Annotated in this window: 23 protein-coding genes; 17 read left to right on the top strand and 6 right to left on the bottom strand. The window is 59.9% G+C overall.

The genetic code is table 11. The annotated features are described in order from the left end of the window. Both AC07V0_RS22790 and dapA read right to left on the bottom strand, forming a co-directional pair. Complete coding sequence (locus AC07V0_RS22790; RefSeq protein WP_457326995.1) at nucleotides 1-396, bottom strand: DUF2784 domain-containing protein; 396 nt, start codon at nucleotides 394-396, stop codon at nucleotides 1-3. Nucleotides 397-456: 60 nt separating this feature from the next. Next, nucleotides 457-1,332 (bottom strand): 4-hydroxy-tetrahydrodipicolinate synthase, encoded by an 876-nt coding sequence (dapA, locus tag AC07V0_RS22795; protein ID WP_457326996.1) that lies wholly within the window; start codon nucleotides 1,330-1,332, stop codon nucleotides 457-459. A gap of 379 nt (nucleotides 1,333-1,711) precedes the next feature. Between dapA and AC07V0_RS22800 the strand changes: the two genes are divergently transcribed. The 5 genes from AC07V0_RS22800 to AC07V0_RS22820 all read left to right on the top strand — a co-directional run bounded on the left by AC07V0_RS22800 (nucleotide 1,712) and on the right by AC07V0_RS22820 (nucleotide 4,389). Next, the gene (locus tag AC07V0_RS22800) at nucleotides 1,712-2,410 is read left to right on the top strand and encodes an AzlC family ABC transporter permease (RefSeq protein WP_457326998.1); all 699 of its coding nucleotides are present in this window, start codon (nucleotides 1,712-1,714) and stop codon (nucleotides 2,408-2,410) included. After that, entirely contained in the window at nucleotides 2,410-2,721 is a 312-nt protein-coding gene (locus AC07V0_RS22805) for an AzlD domain-containing protein (protein ID WP_162830927.1), read from the top strand. Before AC07V0_RS22800 ends, AC07V0_RS22805 begins: the two co-directional genes overlap by 1 nt. 61 nt (nucleotides 2,722-2,782) lie before the next feature. After that, complete coding sequence (locus tag AC07V0_RS22810) at nucleotides 2,783-2,941, top strand: hypothetical protein (RefSeq protein WP_173861163.1); 159 nt, start codon at nucleotides 2,783-2,785, stop codon at nucleotides 2,939-2,941. A 219-nt stretch (nucleotides 2,942-3,160) separates the two neighbouring features. Next, nucleotides 3,161-4,060, top strand: coding sequence for a polysaccharide deacetylase family protein (locus AC07V0_RS22815; protein ID WP_064617047.1), 900 nt, complete (start codon nucleotides 3,161-3,163; stop codon nucleotides 4,058-4,060). Nucleotides 4,061-4,137: 77 nt separating this feature from the next. Further along, the gene (locus tag AC07V0_RS22820; RefSeq protein ID WP_457326999.1) at nucleotides 4,138-4,389 is read left to right on the top strand and encodes a DUF1652 domain-containing protein; all 252 of its coding nucleotides are present in this window, start codon (nucleotides 4,138-4,140) and stop codon (nucleotides 4,387-4,389) included. 151 nt (nucleotides 4,390-4,540) lie between these two features. Here AC07V0_RS22820 and AC07V0_RS22825 read toward each other — a convergent pair whose 3' ends face one another. Next, nucleotides 4,541-5,434 (bottom strand): LysR family transcriptional regulator, encoded by an 894-nt coding sequence (locus tag AC07V0_RS22825; RefSeq protein WP_457327000.1) that lies wholly within the window; start codon nucleotides 5,432-5,434, stop codon nucleotides 4,541-4,543. Nucleotides 5,435-5,563: 129 nt separating this feature from the next. Here AC07V0_RS22825 and AC07V0_RS22830 point away from each other — a divergent pair, with 129 nt between their 5' ends. The 8 genes from AC07V0_RS22830 to AC07V0_RS22865 all read left to right on the top strand — a co-directional run bounded on the left by AC07V0_RS22830 (nucleotide 5,564) and on the right by AC07V0_RS22865 (nucleotide 13,039). After that, a complete protein-coding gene (locus AC07V0_RS22830; RefSeq protein WP_064617049.1) occupies nucleotides 5,564-6,712 on the top strand; it encodes a muconate cycloisomerase family protein in 1,149 nt (382 codons plus the stop codon). 10 nt (nucleotides 6,713-6,722) lie between these two features. Continuing rightward, nucleotides 6,723-7,013, top strand: coding sequence for a muconolactone Delta-isomerase (catC, locus tag AC07V0_RS22835; protein WP_007936026.1), 291 nt, complete (start codon nucleotides 6,723-6,725; stop codon nucleotides 7,011-7,013). Nucleotides 7,014-7,064: 51 nt separating this feature from the next. Then, nucleotides 7,065-7,994 carry a catechol 1,2-dioxygenase gene (gene catA, locus AC07V0_RS22840; protein WP_018927994.1) on the top strand — a complete coding sequence of 310 codons (930 nt, stop codon included), beginning with the start codon at nucleotides 7,065-7,067 and terminating at the stop codon, nucleotides 7,992-7,994. 119 nt (nucleotides 7,995-8,113) lie between these two features. After that, nucleotides 8,114-9,073: an AraC family transcriptional regulator gene (locus tag AC07V0_RS22845; protein WP_018927993.1), complete on the top strand. Its 960-nt coding sequence runs from the start codon at nucleotides 8,114-8,116 to the stop codon at nucleotides 9,071-9,073. A 294-nt stretch (nucleotides 9,074-9,367) separates the two neighbouring features. Further along, a complete protein-coding gene (gene benA / locus AC07V0_RS22850; RefSeq protein ID WP_019649241.1) occupies nucleotides 9,368-10,732 on the top strand; it encodes a benzoate 1,2-dioxygenase large subunit in 1,365 nt (454 codons plus the stop codon). Beyond that, the gene (benB, locus tag AC07V0_RS22855; protein WP_018927991.1) at nucleotides 10,729-11,217 is read left to right on the top strand and encodes a benzoate 1,2-dioxygenase small subunit; all 489 of its coding nucleotides are present in this window, start codon (nucleotides 10,729-10,731) and stop codon (nucleotides 11,215-11,217) included. Before benA ends, benB begins: the two co-directional genes overlap by 4 nt. A gap of 10 nt (nucleotides 11,218-11,227) precedes the next feature. Continuing rightward, nucleotides 11,228-12,241, top strand: a complete 1,014-nt coding sequence (gene benC, locus AC07V0_RS22860) for a benzoate 1,2-dioxygenase electron transfer component BenC (RefSeq protein WP_018927990.1) — start codon at nucleotides 11,228-11,230, stop codon at nucleotides 12,239-12,241. A gap of 24 nt (nucleotides 12,242-12,265) precedes the next feature. Then, nucleotides 12,266-13,039 (top strand): 1,6-dihydroxycyclohexa-2,4-diene-1-carboxylate dehydrogenase, encoded by a 774-nt coding sequence (locus tag AC07V0_RS22865; RefSeq protein ID WP_064617053.1) that lies wholly within the window; start codon nucleotides 12,266-12,268, stop codon nucleotides 13,037-13,039. A 29-nt stretch (nucleotides 13,040-13,068) separates the two neighbouring features. Here AC07V0_RS22865 and AC07V0_RS22870 read toward each other — a convergent pair whose 3' ends face one another. Beyond that, on the bottom strand, nucleotides 13,069-13,431 hold the full coding sequence (locus tag AC07V0_RS22870) for an NUDIX hydrolase (protein WP_018927988.1): 363 nt from the start codon (nucleotides 13,429-13,431) through the stop codon (nucleotides 13,069-13,071). Nucleotides 13,432-13,653: 222 nt separating this feature from the next. Here AC07V0_RS22870 and AC07V0_RS22875 point away from each other — a divergent pair, with 222 nt between their 5' ends. Next, nucleotides 13,654-13,857: a hypothetical protein gene (locus AC07V0_RS22875; protein ID WP_007941550.1), complete on the top strand. Its 204-nt coding sequence runs from the start codon at nucleotides 13,654-13,656 to the stop codon at nucleotides 13,855-13,857. Nucleotides 13,858-13,908: 51 nt separating this feature from the next. On the opposite strand, the gene osmE is transcribed toward AC07V0_RS22875, so the two are convergent. Both osmE and AC07V0_RS22885 read right to left on the bottom strand, forming a co-directional pair. Next, entirely contained in the window at nucleotides 13,909-14,268 is a 360-nt protein-coding gene (gene osmE / locus AC07V0_RS22880; RefSeq protein ID WP_457327001.1) for an osmotically-inducible lipoprotein OsmE, read from the bottom strand. 11 nt (nucleotides 14,269-14,279) lie between these two features. Further along, nucleotides 14,280-14,519 (bottom strand): hypothetical protein, encoded by a 240-nt coding sequence (locus AC07V0_RS22885; RefSeq protein WP_018927986.1) that lies wholly within the window; start codon nucleotides 14,517-14,519, stop codon nucleotides 14,280-14,282. 91 nt (nucleotides 14,520-14,610) lie between these two features. Here AC07V0_RS22885 and AC07V0_RS22890 point away from each other — a divergent pair, with 91 nt between their 5' ends. The 3 genes from AC07V0_RS22890 (at nucleotide 14,611) to AC07V0_RS22900 (ending at nucleotide 16,613) form a co-directional block, all read left to right on the top strand. After that, nucleotides 14,611-15,837 carry an RtcB family protein gene (locus tag AC07V0_RS22890; protein ID WP_018927985.1) on the top strand — a complete coding sequence of 409 codons (1,227 nt, stop codon included), beginning with the start codon at nucleotides 14,611-14,613 and terminating at the stop codon, nucleotides 15,835-15,837. Between the two features lie 96 nt (nucleotides 15,838-15,933). Further along, the gene (locus tag AC07V0_RS22895; protein ID WP_018927984.1) at nucleotides 15,934-16,170 is read left to right on the top strand and encodes a hypothetical protein; all 237 of its coding nucleotides are present in this window, start codon (nucleotides 15,934-15,936) and stop codon (nucleotides 16,168-16,170) included. A gap of 107 nt (nucleotides 16,171-16,277) precedes the next feature. Beyond that, a complete protein-coding gene (locus AC07V0_RS22900; RefSeq protein WP_064617054.1) occupies nucleotides 16,278-16,613 on the top strand; it encodes a hypothetical protein in 336 nt (111 codons plus the stop codon). Nucleotides 16,614-16,674 lie beyond the last annotated feature (61 nt).

The following is a 16,674-nucleotide window of genomic DNA, read 5'->3' on the forward strand; positions in this document are numbered from 1 at the left end:
TCAACCGGACCGGTGGTTACTGCCTGAACGGGTCGGATGCTTCCATTGCCGGAACAGCCGCACATAGATCAGCACGTTGAGCGCCAGCACCACGCTGCCCAGTGCCAGTTGAATCGTGGGCGTCAGCCCGGCCGGGTAAATAATCGGCCACACGTAATGTTCGATAAAACCGCCGCCGTAACCGGTTTGCCCGGCCGCGTGGCGCATGCAGTTTTCCCATTCGGTGAGTGGGCACGCCAGGTGGAAGATTTCCACGATCACACCCCATGCAGCGGCGGGCAGGTGCCACCAGATCAGGTGGCGCCATTTGAGCACCAGCAGCCCGCCGAACAGCACGAACAGAATGAACAACAAGTGAGACAGCACCAGCCCGTCGGCGGCGATTCGGTAAAGCATGTCGATTCCCTGACGTGTTGGGTGAATCGCTCCATGGTACTCGGGCTGGACGCTTGTGCTCTATCGATTGCCGCCTTCAAGCGCTGCCAGTACTTCTTTCAAACGCACCGTCGTGCTTTCACTGCTGCGTTGCATTGGCGCTCGCAGCTCGTCGCGGATCAATCCTTCAAGGGCCAGGGCAGTTTTCACCGGGGCGGGATTGGGCTCGATGAACAGGCTGTGGATCAGTGGCAGCAACTGGAAGAAGGTCGTTCGGCCGGCCGCTAAGCGGTTGTCGCGAAGCTGTTGATACAGCGTCACGAACAGCTCGGGATGAACATGGGCCGAGGCGGCAATTGCGCCTTTGGCCCCCAGGCATAGCGCGCCGAAGATCTGATTATCTTCGCCGCACAGCACGTCGACGTTACCGCTGGAGAGCAGTGCCAAGGTGTTGGCTGGGTTGCCGCCGCAGTCCTTGATCGCGACGATCCGCTCATGGGCGACGATCCGGAGCAGGGTCGCCTGCTCGAAGGCTATGCCGGTGCGATAGGGGATGTCGTAGAGAATAGTCGGGGCGCTGGACGCATCGGCGACGGTCTTGAAAAAGGCTTCGAGGCCGGCCTGGGAAGGGCGGATGTAGTAGGGCGGCGGCACCAGCAAGCCCGCCAGGGGACGCTTCAGGATTTCGCTTTGAAAGTGCAGCAACTCGGTGAGGTTGTTGCCGGCCAGGCCCATGACCACGCGTTCTGGTGGAACCTGTTCCAGCACCGCATCGAGCACCGCCAGTTGTTCATGTTTGGCCAGCGCCGCGGCTTCCCCGGTGGTGCCGCAGACCACTATGCCATCGACGCCTTTTTCCAGCAGATGACTGACCAGCCGCCGCAATCCGGCAAAGTCGATCGCACCGTTGTGAAACGGCGTAACGATGGGAACCCAGATACCTTGAAACGATGACATGCACTTTCTCCTGAAGGTTGACCGATTTCGTCACCGTCAGAAGCGTAGAAGGAAGTCAGCAAGAGGAGGGGTGTCCGTCGCGCTCAATGTCCTGTCAGCTCATCTGACGGGACAGCGCGCCCCGGTCACATGAGCGACTGTTTCTTCGATTTAGGGGCGTGCGCAACGCAACCTTGCGCCTTGGCAATCAAGCCAATGACGACAGTGTTGAGGTTGAAGGTTGCGGACATGGTTGCTTACACCCTGAATGAGGCGCCCAGTTTTAAAAGCCGACGGGGTATTTGTCAATCGTGAAGTCGTTGCAAGTGCGCAAGATTGTTCAAGCCATCGGCCATGACTGCTGGCACAGTCTGAAGACTTTTCCTGGTTGTAGAGCGTTATGTCCAACTCATTCATGCCGCGCACTGCATTCCTTCGTGGCGCCGCGGCCATCATGCCGTTGTCCCTGGCGACCGCGCCCTGGGGGTTGCTGGCCGGTTCCATGGCCATCGAGGCCAACCTCACGCCCCTGCAAGGCCAGGGGCTGTCGAGCATCGTGTTTGCCGGCGCGGCGCAATTGGTCGCCATCGGCATGCTCAAGGGCGGCGCCGGGGTCTTTTCGATTCTGTTGACCACGTTGCTGCTGACCTCCCAGCATTTGCTGTACGGGATGAGCATGCGTTCGGTGATTTCCCCGTTGCCGGGCCGCTGGCGTATCGGGCTGGGCTTTTTGCTCACCGACGAGTTGTTCGCCCTGACCAGCCAGCATGACAAACAGCAGTTCAATCGCTGGTACGCCCTCGGTGTGGGCCTGACGTTTTACATCGCCTGGAACCTCTTCACCCTGACGGGCATTGTGCTGGGCAGCAGCATTCCGGGCCTTGAACACCTGGGGCTGGATTTCTCCATCGCCGCGACCTTTATCGCCTTGATCACGCCGGTGGTGCGCAACGTTCCGACGGTAGTCTGCGTGGCGGTCTCGCTGTTCTGTTCGGTGCTGTTCAGCTATTGGCAATGGGGCTCGGCGCTGGTGCTGTCGGGATTGGCGGGCATGACCGCAGGGTTCATCTGCAACAAACTCTACGTGGGGCGCACATGATGGTCTGGGCTGTGATTATCGGGATGGGCCTGCTGGTGTTCCTGAACCGCTACGTATTTCTCGAACCTCGGCTGCCGGTGCGCTTGAGCAGCAATGCCCGGCAGTTCCTCGGTTTCGCGGTGCCGGGCATGCTCACCGCGATCTGCGGGCCGATTGTGTTCATGCCCGACAAACAGTTGAACCTGCAGTGGGACAACCCCTACCTGATCAGTTCGCTGGTGGCCGTGGGCCTGGTGCTTTACACCCGCAATACTCTGCTCAGCATGTTGTTGAGCATGGGCTTTTTCTTTTTACTGCGCTGGTGGCTCTGAGTCGTCCGGCGCGAAACTGTTCTACGCTTAACGGATGATCCCTTGAGGACGGGAGGTGGACATGGCCACTGAACCAAAGCGTCCGGACCTGGATGATGAGACCGATGAACCGACAGAGGAAGAAATCGAGCGGCAGAAGCGTTCGACGCCGGACTGGAAGCACCCCGACGACGGCAAAGAGCTGTCGGACCGCGACCAGGAACGCCCGCTGAAGCCCTGATCGGTTTGCACATCCCCAAAGCCCCGCCAATTGATGGCGGGGCTTTTTAGTTTTTGTAGTTTGAAATGCAATCACCTGGGGAGCAGGCGCTGGAACCAAACACTGTGTACCCTTATCCAACCTCGGCTCGCAGCGATTGGCGGGCCGGTCGAAGGATGAATGGGCGAGGGGTTTTTGCCATTAAACGTGACGGTCGCAAGGTCTGGCCCAAGGCAAAACATGAAGCAGTTGATCAAGGTTCTATCCGTATTCGCCATCGCTGTCGGCCTGTTTGGCTGCATCGCCGCGCCCATTGAAATGACGCCGCAGACGCAACAGCGTCTGCAAGCGCAGGCGCCGATCCGCTTTCTGCTGACCTTCGACGACGGGCCCAGCGCGTCCGGTTTTTACAACCCGACCGCCACTGTACTCGACAGCCTGGCGCACAATCCGCTGCAACCGGACATCAAAGCCGTGTTCTTCGTGCAGACCCGAGCCTCGGGCGCCGGCGGCAGTGACGTGGGGCGCCAACTCATGCGGCGCGAACAGGCCGAAGGGCATCTACTGGGCTTCCACACGGCCACTCCCCACCACACCAACCATCGCTCCCTGGAGCCGGAGCAACTGGAGCAATCGCTGACCAACGGCAGCGCAGACATCGCCGCGATCACTGGCGCCTCGCCGATCCTGGTGCGTCCGCCGTTCTGGAATTATGACAAGCGCACTTTCGCGGCCTATCAGCAGCACGGCATGCATGTACTGCTGACCGACCTGAGCGCCAATGACGGCAAGATCTGGGGCTTCAACGCCAGCCCTCGGCGGCGGGCCAATATGCTGCGGCAGCTGTCCGAAGTCCGCGAGCGCATAGCCCTTGGCGAGTTGCCGACGGTGGATGGGGTGATCCCGGTGGTGGTGACCTTTCACGACCTCAACCGCTACACCGCCCGGCATGCCCGCGAATACCTGCAAATCCTCCTCGACAGTGCCAACGCCACCGGTCTGGCCATGGCGCAAAAACCGTTTTACGACGACACGGCAGCGCTACAGCGGGCGGCCATGGCGCGCACCGTCAAGCAGAGTTCCGAGCCTGTTCGTTTGCCGGGGATCTGGAATTGGATATGGGATGGGGATGCTCACTGAACCCGCTGGCGCATTGCGCAAGCTGAACTAATCTCAGTGGATCCAATCGGAAAACCGTCCATGGAGGGGCGTCTGTCATGGTTCCTATTGAGCAGCTTTGCCAGATTGTCGAGTCCGGTTTCAAGCCGCTCTCCTGCGAATGCACCGTGAACCAGAATGAAACCTTGCGGATCAAGGTTTTCGATCAGAGCTCCGGGCGGATTGAGTTGTTGATCACCGGCGTATCCCCCGACAAACTGATCAGTATTCGCGATATTTCCAACCTGATCGGCGAACTTCGCACAGAAATGCGTGCCGGTCGCCGAGCGTTCGCCGGTGTAGTGGCCTAACCGCGACTTCTTGTAGCGGCTGCCGAAGGCTGCGTTCGGCTGCGTAGCAGTCGTAAAATCGGAGATCGCGATACATCAGGCAGACCGCATTAGCCGGATTCACGACCGCTACGCAGCCTCGCTGGGGCTCGACAGCTGCTACGGATTGCATTTACGGCTCACTGTCGCGCGGCAGCAGTTCATCGATCATCTGCAAGCAATGATTCAACCCCGGCGACACATCGCCCACGCGCCTGCTGAGAATAATCGGCGAGATCGCGTTGTCTTCCAGCACCGGAGTGAAGCCAATGTCGTCGCGGTGCAGCAACTGCACCGAGGCCGGTACCAGCGTCACCCCGATTCCCGCCCCCACCAGACCAATCGCCGTTTGCAGCTCGTTGGTCCATTGCGCCACCTTGATGTGCACGCCACTGGCTTCGAACAATGCGATCACGTGGTCGGCGTAACTCGGGCGCGGGTTGCCGGGATAGAGCACAAAGGGTTCCTTGGCCAGTTCCCGAAGGCTGATGGGCCTGGCGAGGAGCGGGTGGCCGGCGGGGAGGGCGGCCACCAGTCGGTCTTCGGTGAGCACGGTCTGCAGGATGGCCGGGTCGTCGATGCGGATGCGCCCGAAGCCGACATCGATACGCCCGGCCTTGAGCGCCTGCACCTGTTGCAACGTGGTCATTTCCGAGAGCCCCAATTCCAGCGCCAGAGGCTCGCCGCTGCGCAACCGGCGAATCAGTTCCGGCAGCACGCCATAGAGGGTCGAGGGCGCAAAGCCGATGCCCAGCCAGGTCTTTTCGCCCAGGCCGATCCGCCGCGTGTTGTCGCAGACCTTGCCCAGTTGTTCGAGCAGGGCGGTGGAGTGTTCATGGAAAAAACGCCCGGCGTCGGTCAGCTTCAACGGTCGGCCGCGCTCCAGCAGCAGTACCCCGAGTTCGTCTTCCAGCTGCTGGATCTGCCGGCTCAGCGGCGGTTGGGCGATGTGCAGCAGTTCGGCGGCGCGGGTGAAGTTGAGGGTTTGAGCCAGCACCTGAAAATATCGCAGGTGACGCAGTTCCATGGGGCCTCCGGACGTCGATCTGTTAAATACCTTTAAGGTATCGAGTCAGACCAATTCTATATTGGCTTCCCGAAAAAAGCCGTACCAGAATCGGTTCCAGAACTTTAAGAACCTGACGGGTATCGCGACATGCTTGCAACAGCCATTGAATCGATCGAGACGATCATCGTCGATCTGCCGACCATTCGCCCACACAAGCTGGCGATGCACACCATGCAGAACCAGACCCTGGTGATCATTCGGGTGCGCTGTGCCGATGGCATTGAGGGTATCGGTGAGTCGACCACCATCGGCGGCCTGGCCTACGGCAACGAAAGCCCGGACAGCATCAAGACCAACATCGACAAACACTTCGCGCCACTGCTGATCAGCCAGGACAGCGGCAATGTGAATGCCGCGATGTTGCGCCTGGAGCGCAGCATTCGTGGCAACACCTTCGCCAAATCGGGTATCGAAAGCGCCTTGCTCGACGCCCAGGGCAAGCGCCTTGGCCTGTCGGTCAGTGAACTGTTGGGCGGACGGGTTCGCGATGCATTGCCGGTGGCCTGGACCCTGGCCAGCGGCGACACCGCCAAGGACATTGCCGAAGCGGAAAAAATGCTCGACCTGCGCCGCCACCGGATCTTTAAACTGAAAATCGGCGCTGGCGAGGTCAACCGCGACCTGGCTCACGTTATTGCGATCAAAAAGGCCTTGGGCGATCGCGCCAGTGTGCGGGTCGATGTCAATCAGGCCTGGGACGAAGCAGTCGCTCTGCGGGCCTGCCGGATACTCGGCACCAACGGCATCGACCTGATCGAACAACCGATCTCGCGCAATAACCGCGCCGGCATGGTGCGCCTGAATGCCATGAGCCCGGCGCCGATCATGGCCGATGAATCCATCGAATGCGTGGAAGATGCCTTTAACCTGGCGCGGGAAGGCGCCGCTTCGGTGTTCGCTCTGAAAATCGCCAAGAACGGCGGCCCGCGCGCCGTGCTGCGAACCGCCGCGATTGCCGAGGCGGCCGGTATCGGCCTGTACGGCGGCACCATGCTCGAAGGCGGAATCGGCACGCTGGCCTCGGCCCATGCCTTTGTCACACTGAATACCTTGAGCTGGGATACCGAATTGTTCGGCCCGCTGCTGCTGACCGAAGACATCCTCAGCGAGCCATTGGTCTACCGCGATTTCCAACTGCACGTCCCGTCAACACCGGGGCTGGGCCTGACCCTGGATGAAGAGCGCCTGGCGTTTTTCCGTCGGGACAAAAGCTCCACTGTCGTTCATCAAGCCTGAGGAGGGCATCATGCTGTTTCACGTAAAAATGACCGTGAATCTACCGGTCGACATGAACCCGGAGCGCGCCGCTCAGCTAAAGGCCGACGAGAAAGCCCTGGCCCAGCGCCTGCAAGAGCAAGGCAAGTGGCGTCATCTGTGGCGCATCGCCGGGCTCTATGCCAATTACAGCGTGTTCGATGTCGACAGCGTTCAGGAACTGCACGACCTACTGATGCAATTGCCGCTGTACCCGTACATGGCGATCGAGGTCAACGCGCTGTGCCGGCATCCTTCTTCCATTCGCGAGGATGACCGCTGAATCCAGCCTGTTCAGTTCGCTACGCTAATAAATACAAGATGAGGATCCACCATGAACGTCAAGATTTCCCACACCGCCAGTGTCCAGAAGTTTCTCGAAGAAGCCAGCGGCCTGCTCAATGAAGCCGGCGATCCGCGGGTCAAGGCGCTGGTTTACCGCATCCTGCGTGATTCGGTGAACATCATCGAAGACCTGGCCGTGACCCCGGAAGAATTCTGGAAAGCCGTCAATTACCTCAACGTGCTGGGCGCGCGGCAGGAGGCCGGTCTGTTGGTGGCCGGGCTCGGTCTTGAGCATTACCTCGACCTGTTGATGGATGCCGAAGACGAGCAGGCCGGCAAATCCGGCGGCACCCCGCGGACCATCGAGGGGCCGCTGTATGTGGCGGGTGCACCGCTGTCGCAAGGCGAAGCGCGTCTCGATGACGGCGTCGATCCGGGTGTGACTCTGTTCATGCAGGGCCGGGTGTTCAATACCGCTGGCGAACCGCTGGCCGGGGCGGTGGTGGATGTCTGGCACGCCAACACCGGCGGCACCTATTCGTACTTCGACACCACCCAGTCCGAGTTCAACCTGCGTCGCCGGATCGTCACCGATGCCGAGGGTCGTTATCGCTTCCGTAGCATCGTGCCGTCGGGCTACGGCTGCCCGCCGGATGGTCCGACCCAGCAACTGCTCAATCAACTGGGCCGTCATGGCCAGCGGCCGGCGCACATTCACTTCTTCATTTCGGCACCGGATCATCGTCACCTGACCACCCAGATCAACCTCGATGGCGATCAGTACCTGCATGACGATTTCGCCTACGCCACCCGTGACGAACTGATCGCCAAGATCACCTTCAGCGACGATCCGCAGCGTGCAGCGGCCCATGGCGTGAGCGGTCGTTTTGCCGAAATCGATTTCGACTTCACCCTGCAGTCGTCCGCCCAACCTGAGGAGCAGCAACGCCACGAGCGGGTGCGTGCGCTCGAGGACTGATACCCTCGACCAGCCGAACCGGGTCACGAGATAACCGACCGTTTATCTCGTGGCCTTCTGTGTTTCGGGCAGGACACTAGAATGGCGGCGCCACTGATAACAACAATGAGAGTGAACCGATGATGCAAGCGCAATTGTTGAGTCATCGCAGCAGAATCTTCGACCATGCCGACCCGTATGCAGTGTCGGGCTACGTCAATCAGCATGTCGGCAACCATTGCCTGCAGATGCCCAGGGCCGGCCGACCGCTGGCCAGCCTCGATCATCGCAAGTTCGCCAGCCTTGATCTGTGCCGCATCAGTTATGGCGCCAGCGTGCGGGTTACCTCTGGCGCGCTGGACAGCATCTATCACTTGCAAGTGTTGTTGCGCGGCAATTGTCTGTGGCGTGGCCACGGTCAGGAACATTACTTCGCGCCCGGGGAGTTGCTGCTGATCAACCCGGACGATCCGGTGGATCTGACCTATTCCAGTGATTGCGAAAAATTCATCCTGAAAGTCCCCACCCGGCTGTTGGAGTCGGTGTGCGAGGAGCAGCGCTGGCGGTATCCGGGGCAGGGCGTGCGGTTTCTGGAAAACCGTTATCAGCTCAATCAACTGGAAGGTTTCGTCGGCCTGCTGGCGATGATTTGCCAGGAAGCCGAGGCATCCGAGCCGATTCCTCGCGTGCAGGAGCACTATGCGCAAATCGTGGTCAGCAAGATGCTCGGCCTGATGAAAACCAACGTCATGCGCACCGATCCCGGCTCAGCCTCGGCCACGTTCGAGGCGCTGGTCGATTACATCGCCTGCAACCTCAAGCAAGACATCGACAGCGAAGAACTGGCGCGCCAGGCGCGGATGAGCCTGCGTTCGCTGTATGGGCTGTTCGAACGCAATGCGGGGGACACGCCGAAAAACTACATCCGGCAGAAGAAGCTCGAGCGTATTCACGCCAACCTGAGCGACCCGACCTGCAACGTTCGCAACGTCACGGAAGTGGCCATGGATTACGGCTTCCTGCACCTGGGCCGGTTCTCCGACAGCTACCGCAAACAGTTCGGCGAATTGCCTTCCGACACCCTCAAGCGCCGTCACTGATTGCCAAGACGTTTGACGAATAACCGGTGGCGAGGGGGCTTGCTTGTGGCGAGGGGGCTTGCCCCCGTTCGGCTGCGCAGCAGTCGTAAATCCTGCCGACGCGGTGTGCCTGACAGAATGCCGGGGGCCGCTTCGCAGCCCAGCGGGAGCAAGCTCCCTCGCCACATTGGCAATCATCAACAACCGACCGCCCCTTGCACAAAACGGATACAGGTCTGCACCCGGCGGATAGTCCGCCCCATCCCCACGTCCTAGCATGGCCCTGCCTGAATAAAAACAATGGAGGCGGCGGCCATGTCCCTGCGACCCGAATACCTTCACTCCCTGCTTGAAGAAAACCCTGAACAGGGTATCTATCGCTGCAAGCGCGAGATGTTCACTGACCCGCGGCTGTTCGACCTTGAGATGGAACACATCTTCGAAGGCAACTGGCTGTACCTGGCGCACGAAAGCCAGATCCCCAACAACAACGATTTCTACACCACCACCATGGGGCGCCAGTCGATCTTCATCGCGCGCAACAAGGATGGCGTGTTGAATGCCTTTATCAACGCATGCAGCCACCGCGGGGCGATGCTCTGCCGGCACAAGACCGGCAACAAGAGTTCGTACACCTGCCCATTCCACGGCTGGACGTTCAACAACTCCGGCAAGCTGCTCAAGGTCAAGGACCCGGCGGCGGCCGGCTACCCGGCGAGCTTCAATTGCGAAGGCTCCCACGACCTGACCAAAGTCGCGCGTTTCGAGTCCTATCGCGGCTTCCTGTTCGGCAGTCTCAAGGCCGACGTGGTGCCGTTGGTGGAGCACCTGGGCGAGTCGGCGAAGATCATCGACATGATCGTCGACCAGTCCGCCGATGGCCTGGAAGTGCTGCGTGGTTCCTCCAGTTACATCTACGAAGGCAACTGGAAACTCACCGCCGAAAACGGCGCGGACGGCTATCACGTCAGCTCCGTGCACTGGAACTACGCCGCCACCCAGAATCAGCGCAAACAGCGCGAAGCGGGCGAAGACATCCGCACCATGAGCGCCGGCACCTGGGCCAAGCAGGGCGGTGGTTTCTATTCCTTTGACAAGGGCCACATGCTGCTCTGGACCCGTTGGTCCAACCCCGAGGACCGTCCGCTGTACGAGCGTCGCGACGAGTTGGCCCGGGACTTCGGCCAGGCTCGCGCCGACTGGATGATCGAGAACTCGCGCAACCTGTGCCTGTACCCGAACGTGTACCTGATGGACCAGTTCAGCTCGCAGATTCGCATCGCCCGGCCGATCTCGGTCAACCGCACCGAAATCACCATTTACTGCATCGCCCCCAAAGGTGAAAGCGACCACGCCCGATCGAGCCGCATTCGGCAGTACGAGGACTTTTTCAACGTCAGTGGCATGGCCACTCCAGACGATCTGGAAGAGTTTCGCTCCTGCCAGACCGGTTACCAGGGCAGCGTCACCACCTGGAATGACATGTCCCGTGGTGCCGAACACTGGATTGAAGGCGCCGATGACGCGGCCAAGGAAATTGACCTGCACCCATTGCTCAGCGGGGTGCGTACCGAAGACGAAGGCCTGTTCGTGCTGCAACACAAATATTGGCAGCAGACCATGCTCAAGGCCCTGGCCGCCGAACAGTCCGAACTGATTGCAGTGGAGGCCGTGCAATGACCATGACCTATGACGCGGTGCGCGATTTTCTCTACCGCGAAGCGCGCTACCTCGACGACAAGCAATGGGATGACTGGCTGGAGTTGTACGCACCGGACGCCACTTTCTGGATGCCGTCCTGGGATGACAACGACGAGCTGACCATCGATCCGCAGCGGGAAATCTCGCTGATCTGGTACGGCAACCGCACGGGCCTGGAAGACCGCATCTTCCGTATCAAGACCGAGCGTTCCAGTGCCAGCGTGCCGGACACCCGCACCTCGCACAACCTCAGCAACATCGAGCTGATCGAACAGGCCGACGGCCTGTGCAAGGTGCGCTTCAACTGGCACACCCTGAGCTTTCGCTACAAGACCGTCGACAGCTATTTCGGCAGCAGTTTCTACACCCTGGATGTGCGCGGTGAGAACCCGCTGATCTTGGCCAAGAAAGTGATCCTGAAGAACGACTACGTTCGCCAGGTCATTGATGTTTACCACCTCTGAGGCGGCCGTCATGACTCATTCCATTGCGTTCAATTTCGAAGACGGCGTCACCCGGTTCATCGACGCCAACGCCGGCGAAACCGTGGCCGATGCCGCGTACCGCCAGGGCATCAATATTCCGCTGGACTGCCGCGACGGCGCTTGCGGCACCTGCAAGTGTTTCGCCGAAGCCGGGCGCTACGACCTGGGCGAGGACTACATCGAAGACGCCCTCAGCGCTGACGAAGCGCAGCAGGGTTTTGTCCTGACTTGCCAGATGCGTGCGCAGAGCGATTGCGTGGTGCGGGTGCCGGTTTCATCGGATGTCTGCCGTACTCGTCAGGCCAGTTACGACGCGACCATCAGCGCCGTGCGTCAGCTGTCCGACAGCACCATCGCACTGTCGATCAAGGGCGAAGCCCTGAGCAAACTGGCGTTTTTGCCGGGGCAGTATGTGAACCTCGGGGTTCCGGGCAGCGAGCAGACCCGCGCGTATTCGTTCAGCTCGTTGCAGCGTGACGGCGAAGTCAGTTTCCTGATTCGCAACGTGCCCGGCGGCTTGATGAGCAGTTTCCTGACCGGCATGGCCAAGGCCGGCGACAGCATGAGCCTGGCCGGACCGTTGGGCAGTTTCTATCTGCGCGATATCCGCCGGCCGTTGTTGCTGCTGGCCGGTGGCACCGGTCTGGCGCCGTTTACCGCGATGCTGGAAAAAATCGCCGAGCAGGGCAGCGATCATCCGCTGCATTTGATCTACGGCGTGACCAACGATTTCGACCTGGTGGAAATCGATCGACTGGAAGCCTTTGCCGCACGAATCCCGAACTTCAGCTTCAGCGCCTGCGTGGCCAACCCCGACAGTCGGCACCCGCTCAAGGGCTACGTGACCCAGCACATTGAGCCACGGCATCTGAACGATGGCGACGTCGATGTCTACCTGTGCGGCCCGCCGCCGATGGTCGAAGCGGTCAGCCAGTTCATTCGCGAGCAAGGCATCGCGCCTGCGAACTTCTACTACGAGAAATTTGCCGCCAGCGCGGCCTGAGCCGCGCTGTTGTGGGAGAGATACATGAATAGATTCCACGAAAAAATCGCGCTGATTACCGGTGCCGCCCAAGGCATCGGCCGGCGTGTGGCGGAACGCATGGCCGCTGAAGGTGCGCGGTTGATTCTGGTCGACCGCTCCGATCTGGTGTTCGAGTTGCAGAAAGAACTGGGGCGGGACAGCCAGGTGCTCGCCCTGACGGCCGACCTTGAGCAATACAGCGAATGCAGCCGCGTGATGCGCACCGCCGTCGAGCGCTTCGGGCGCCTCGATGTGTTGGTCAACAATGTCGGCGGCACGATCTGGGCCAAGCCTTTCGAGCACTATGAAGAGTCGCAGATCGAGGCCGAAGTGCGACGTTCATTGTTCCCGACGCTGTGGTGTTGCCATGCCGCGCTGCCGTTCATGCTTGAGCAAGGCAACGGCGCCATCGTCAACGTTTCATCCATTGCCACCCGCAGCGTCAATCGCGTGCCTTACGGTGCGGCGAAGGGTGGGGTCAACGCGTTGACCGCGTGCCTGGCGTTCGAAACCGCCGGCCGTGGGGTACGGGTCAACGCGACCGCTCCCGGTGGCACCGAAGCGCCGCCGCGGCTGATCCCGCGCAACACCGCGGAACAAAGCGCTCAGGAAAAGCTGTGGTATCAGCAGATCGTCGACCAGACCCTCGACAGCAGTTTGATGAAGCGCTACGGCACACTGGATGAACAGGCCAGCGCTATCCTGTTTCTGGCCAGCGACGAAGCCTCCTATATCACCGGCATGGTCATGCCGGTCGGTGGCGGCGATCTGGGCTGACCTTTCAGGAGGGCGTCGGCTGTATTGAGCTACAAGCGACGCTGAAATGCTCTGACGATTCTGAGTGTGGCGTCGCTTGTGTTCAGGTTCTGGACGGCGTCCAGCGGGTACCAGATGCAGTCGAAGATTTCATTCTGGGGCCGCGCCTCGGCCACGTTTATGACCGATGCCTCGTAGACATGATGCCTGGTGCTGGTCGTGTCCAACTCCATCAAGTACAGCAGGCTGTCGACCCCAAGCCCGGTTTCTTCATAAAGCTCTCTTGTGGCCGCGCCCGCGATGGTTTCGCCAGGCTCGATTTTTCCACCCGGCAGGGTCCAGCGCCCCCTGGGTTTGCGCACCAGGAGAATGTGCCGGTCCTGCTCGCAAATGACGGTTGCGCGTACTTTCATGGATTACCTGACTGCCGGTTGTCATAAAACAGTCATAAAAATGCAATATTCAGACCGCAATCCGCAGACGTGTCTGCTTCAAGGGTTAGAGTCGACAGGGCGGTTGAAAGTGCAATGGAATGCCGGAATCCTGACGCGACGTCTGGTCGGCACTTCAGTGAAGGTCGGGTGTAAGGTAGCTAAGTGGACCCTGGACTATCACTGCCGAAATGGAGGTGACTAATGAGCGTTCCGATGCTGACCAAAATGCACATGAACGGCTATGACGTACTCAGCGTGAACAGTGGCCCGTGGCGGGTGTGCACCAAAGGTGACCGGCTTGGATCCTTTGGCAGCCGAGAAGAAGCACTGGCCTATGCGGCTGCGCTTCCCGCCTACAGAGCCCGGTCGGGCAGATCATCGCGTAGCCACAAATCAGACAAATAGTGTGCCTGAAGCCCCGGTACGCCGGGGCTTCTCGTTATTAAAGTCGTGGGCTCAGTAACCACCACCCATCCCGCCCGTGGACGGGGAATACGCTCTGGCTTTTTGTTGGACGCGACTCCACTCGGCGCAGGTCATGAAGGCTTTATGGTCGACCTGGCCCCTGCCATCAAAACTGACGCTGTACGGCTGCTGATTGCCGGCCTGGGTCAACTTGTAATCAAAGCAAGTGCCTGGCTCCACCGTGCGATCGGTGATCGATAGCGGCTTGCCGCCAATCTGCTCGACCTGATCCTTGGTCATGCCGGCTTCGACCTTGGCGACCAGCGGTTGGTCCCGGTAGATATGCGATTCCGTGTTACAGCCACCTGTCGCCGCCAGCACGGCGATCAGCGCGCATAGAGGCTTGTTCATGGCAATGCTCTCTAGTGAACTTTCGTTCGAGTGATGGTTTTTGCTTTCACTTCTTCAGCATAGCCCGCCAGCCGCTCTTCATCGCCCTGGAACAAGGAGCACAGCCTGAGCGTCGCCTCTGCGTCCACATCATTGCCGGCCAGGCGCAACTGCTCTGCGATGCGCAAAAGCTCTACCGCCGACCACCTCAGGTCCGACGCCACACCTTGCAGGTCGCGCCGTAGTTGCTGTTCATATTCGTTAAGCCACATGATGACCTCCTGCAATTCCCCGCTACGAAATAGTAATCCCATTTACCTCGATGGAGCGTTATGTTCGTCTGATCCAAAGAGAGTCGAAATCATGCAACAACCTGCCTACCAACTGCTGGAAGTCGCCAACGGCAAGCCGATCAAACTCTGGACCGAAGGCGTGCCGGTTGAAAGCGAAGCCCGGCAGCAACTGATCAATACCGCGAAGATGCCGTTCATCTTCAAGCACCTGGCGGTGATGCCGGACGTGCACCTGGGCAAAGGTTCCACCATCGGCAGCGTGATCCCCACCGTGGGCGCGATCATTCCGGCGGCCGTGGGCGTGGACATCGGCTGCGGCATGATCGCCGCGCGCACCTCGCTGACCGCTGCCGACTTGCCGGATAACCTGCATGGTCTGCGCACTGCCATTGAAAAGGCCGTGCCCCATGGCCGCACCTTGAGCCATGGCCGCCGTGACGAAGGCGCCTGGGAACACGTTCCACAGCAGGCCGATCAGGCCTGGGCGGCGCTGAACCCTCGGTTCAAGGCGATCACCGACAAGTACCCGAAACTCGCCAGCACCAACAACCGCCAGCACCTGGGGACCCTCGGCACCGGTAACCACTTCATCGAGGTCTGCCTGGACGAGGCCAATCGCGTGTGGTTCATGCTGCACAGCGGCTCTCGCGGCGTGGGCAATGCCATCGGTACTCTGTTCATTCAATTGGCCCAGGCGGACATGCGCCAGCACATCGCCAACCTGCCGGACCGTGACCTGGCCTACTTCAAGGAGGGCAGCCGGCACTTCGATGACTACGTCGAAGCGGTGGGCTGGGCTCAGGACTTCGCCCGGCAGAACCGTGCCTTGATGATGCAAGCGGTGATTCACGCGGCGCGGCAGGTGATCCGCAAACCTTTCGAGGTTGCGCTGGAGGCTGTGAACTGCCACCACAATTACGTGCAGAAAGAGCGGCATTTCGGCGAGGACATCCTGGTCACCCGCAAAGGCGCGGTGTCGGCGAAGAAGGGCGAGCTGGGGATCATTCCCGGTTCCATGGGGGCCAAAAGCTTCATCGTTCGCGGCCTCGGCAACGAGCAATCGTTCTGTTCCTGCAGCCACGGCGCCGGTCGCACCATGAGCCGCACCAAAGCCAAGAACACCTTCACCGTCGCCGACCAGATCCGCGCGACCGCCCATGTGGAATGCCGCAAGGATGCGGCGGTCATCGATGAGATCCCGATGGCCTACAAGGACATCGACAAAGTCATGCACGCCCAGCGTGATCTGGTGGAAGTGCTGCATACGTTGCGACAGGTGGTGTGCGTGAAGGGGTAGGGATGGGAGGTCCGCTGGTCGGGAAAGTCAACGGGAGTGGACAGCTCTGCTGTCGTATGGAGGTAGTGATCTATTCGCTGGGGCGAGGTATCTCAAATGACGGCGACTGATGATTTCAGACACCATGCGCATGAACTGATCGCGGACCTGGATGCGGCCACAACGGAAATGATGAAGTTGATTTCAGCTCATCAGCTCAGTGGGCCGGAATGGGAACGGGTCACGAAATGGCAGCATGAAGCCTACGAGCGGTGGATGAAGTATCTGAATGCGAGTTCGTATACCGATTCCGGCTCGGGGGTCGATCCGGGGCAGGGCGAAGCCTCTGTATAAGAAGCCTTTGTATAAAAAGCTGCTTTATAGCGGCGTAGCCCCAGCGTTTGCTGGATGTCTGCGCAAGTACAGGCTACATTTCCCGTTTTTCAGGATAGAGAAGCATCATGCGGATGTTGATAGCGGGAGTAGCGTTGGCTGCGTTGGCGGGCTGTTCATTGCCCGCATCCCTGGTGCCCGGTGAGCCTAATGTCAGCAAATACAGCGATAAGGCGCCCAAGGAATATGCCGGGTGTGTATTGCCATTGTGGCGCCAGGAGATTGCTGGAACGACGCAAACTGCGATTTCCAATGGCTATCGGATTACTGCACCGAGCGTCATCACAGCTGACGAAATTCTGGATATCGTGAAGTCCAAGGATGGCAGCCGGGTATCGCTTTACCAAGGGCCGCCATGGGCCAAGTCAGGAACGCTGCGCAAGGCTGTCCGGGATTGTCTGTAACGGTTTCTTCAGTAGATGACTCAAAAATAGTGTGGATATTTAATGGATTGCGAGATTTAGT

The sequence above is a fragment of the Pseudomonas sp. GW821-FHT01E10 genome (genome assembly GCF_059422365.1).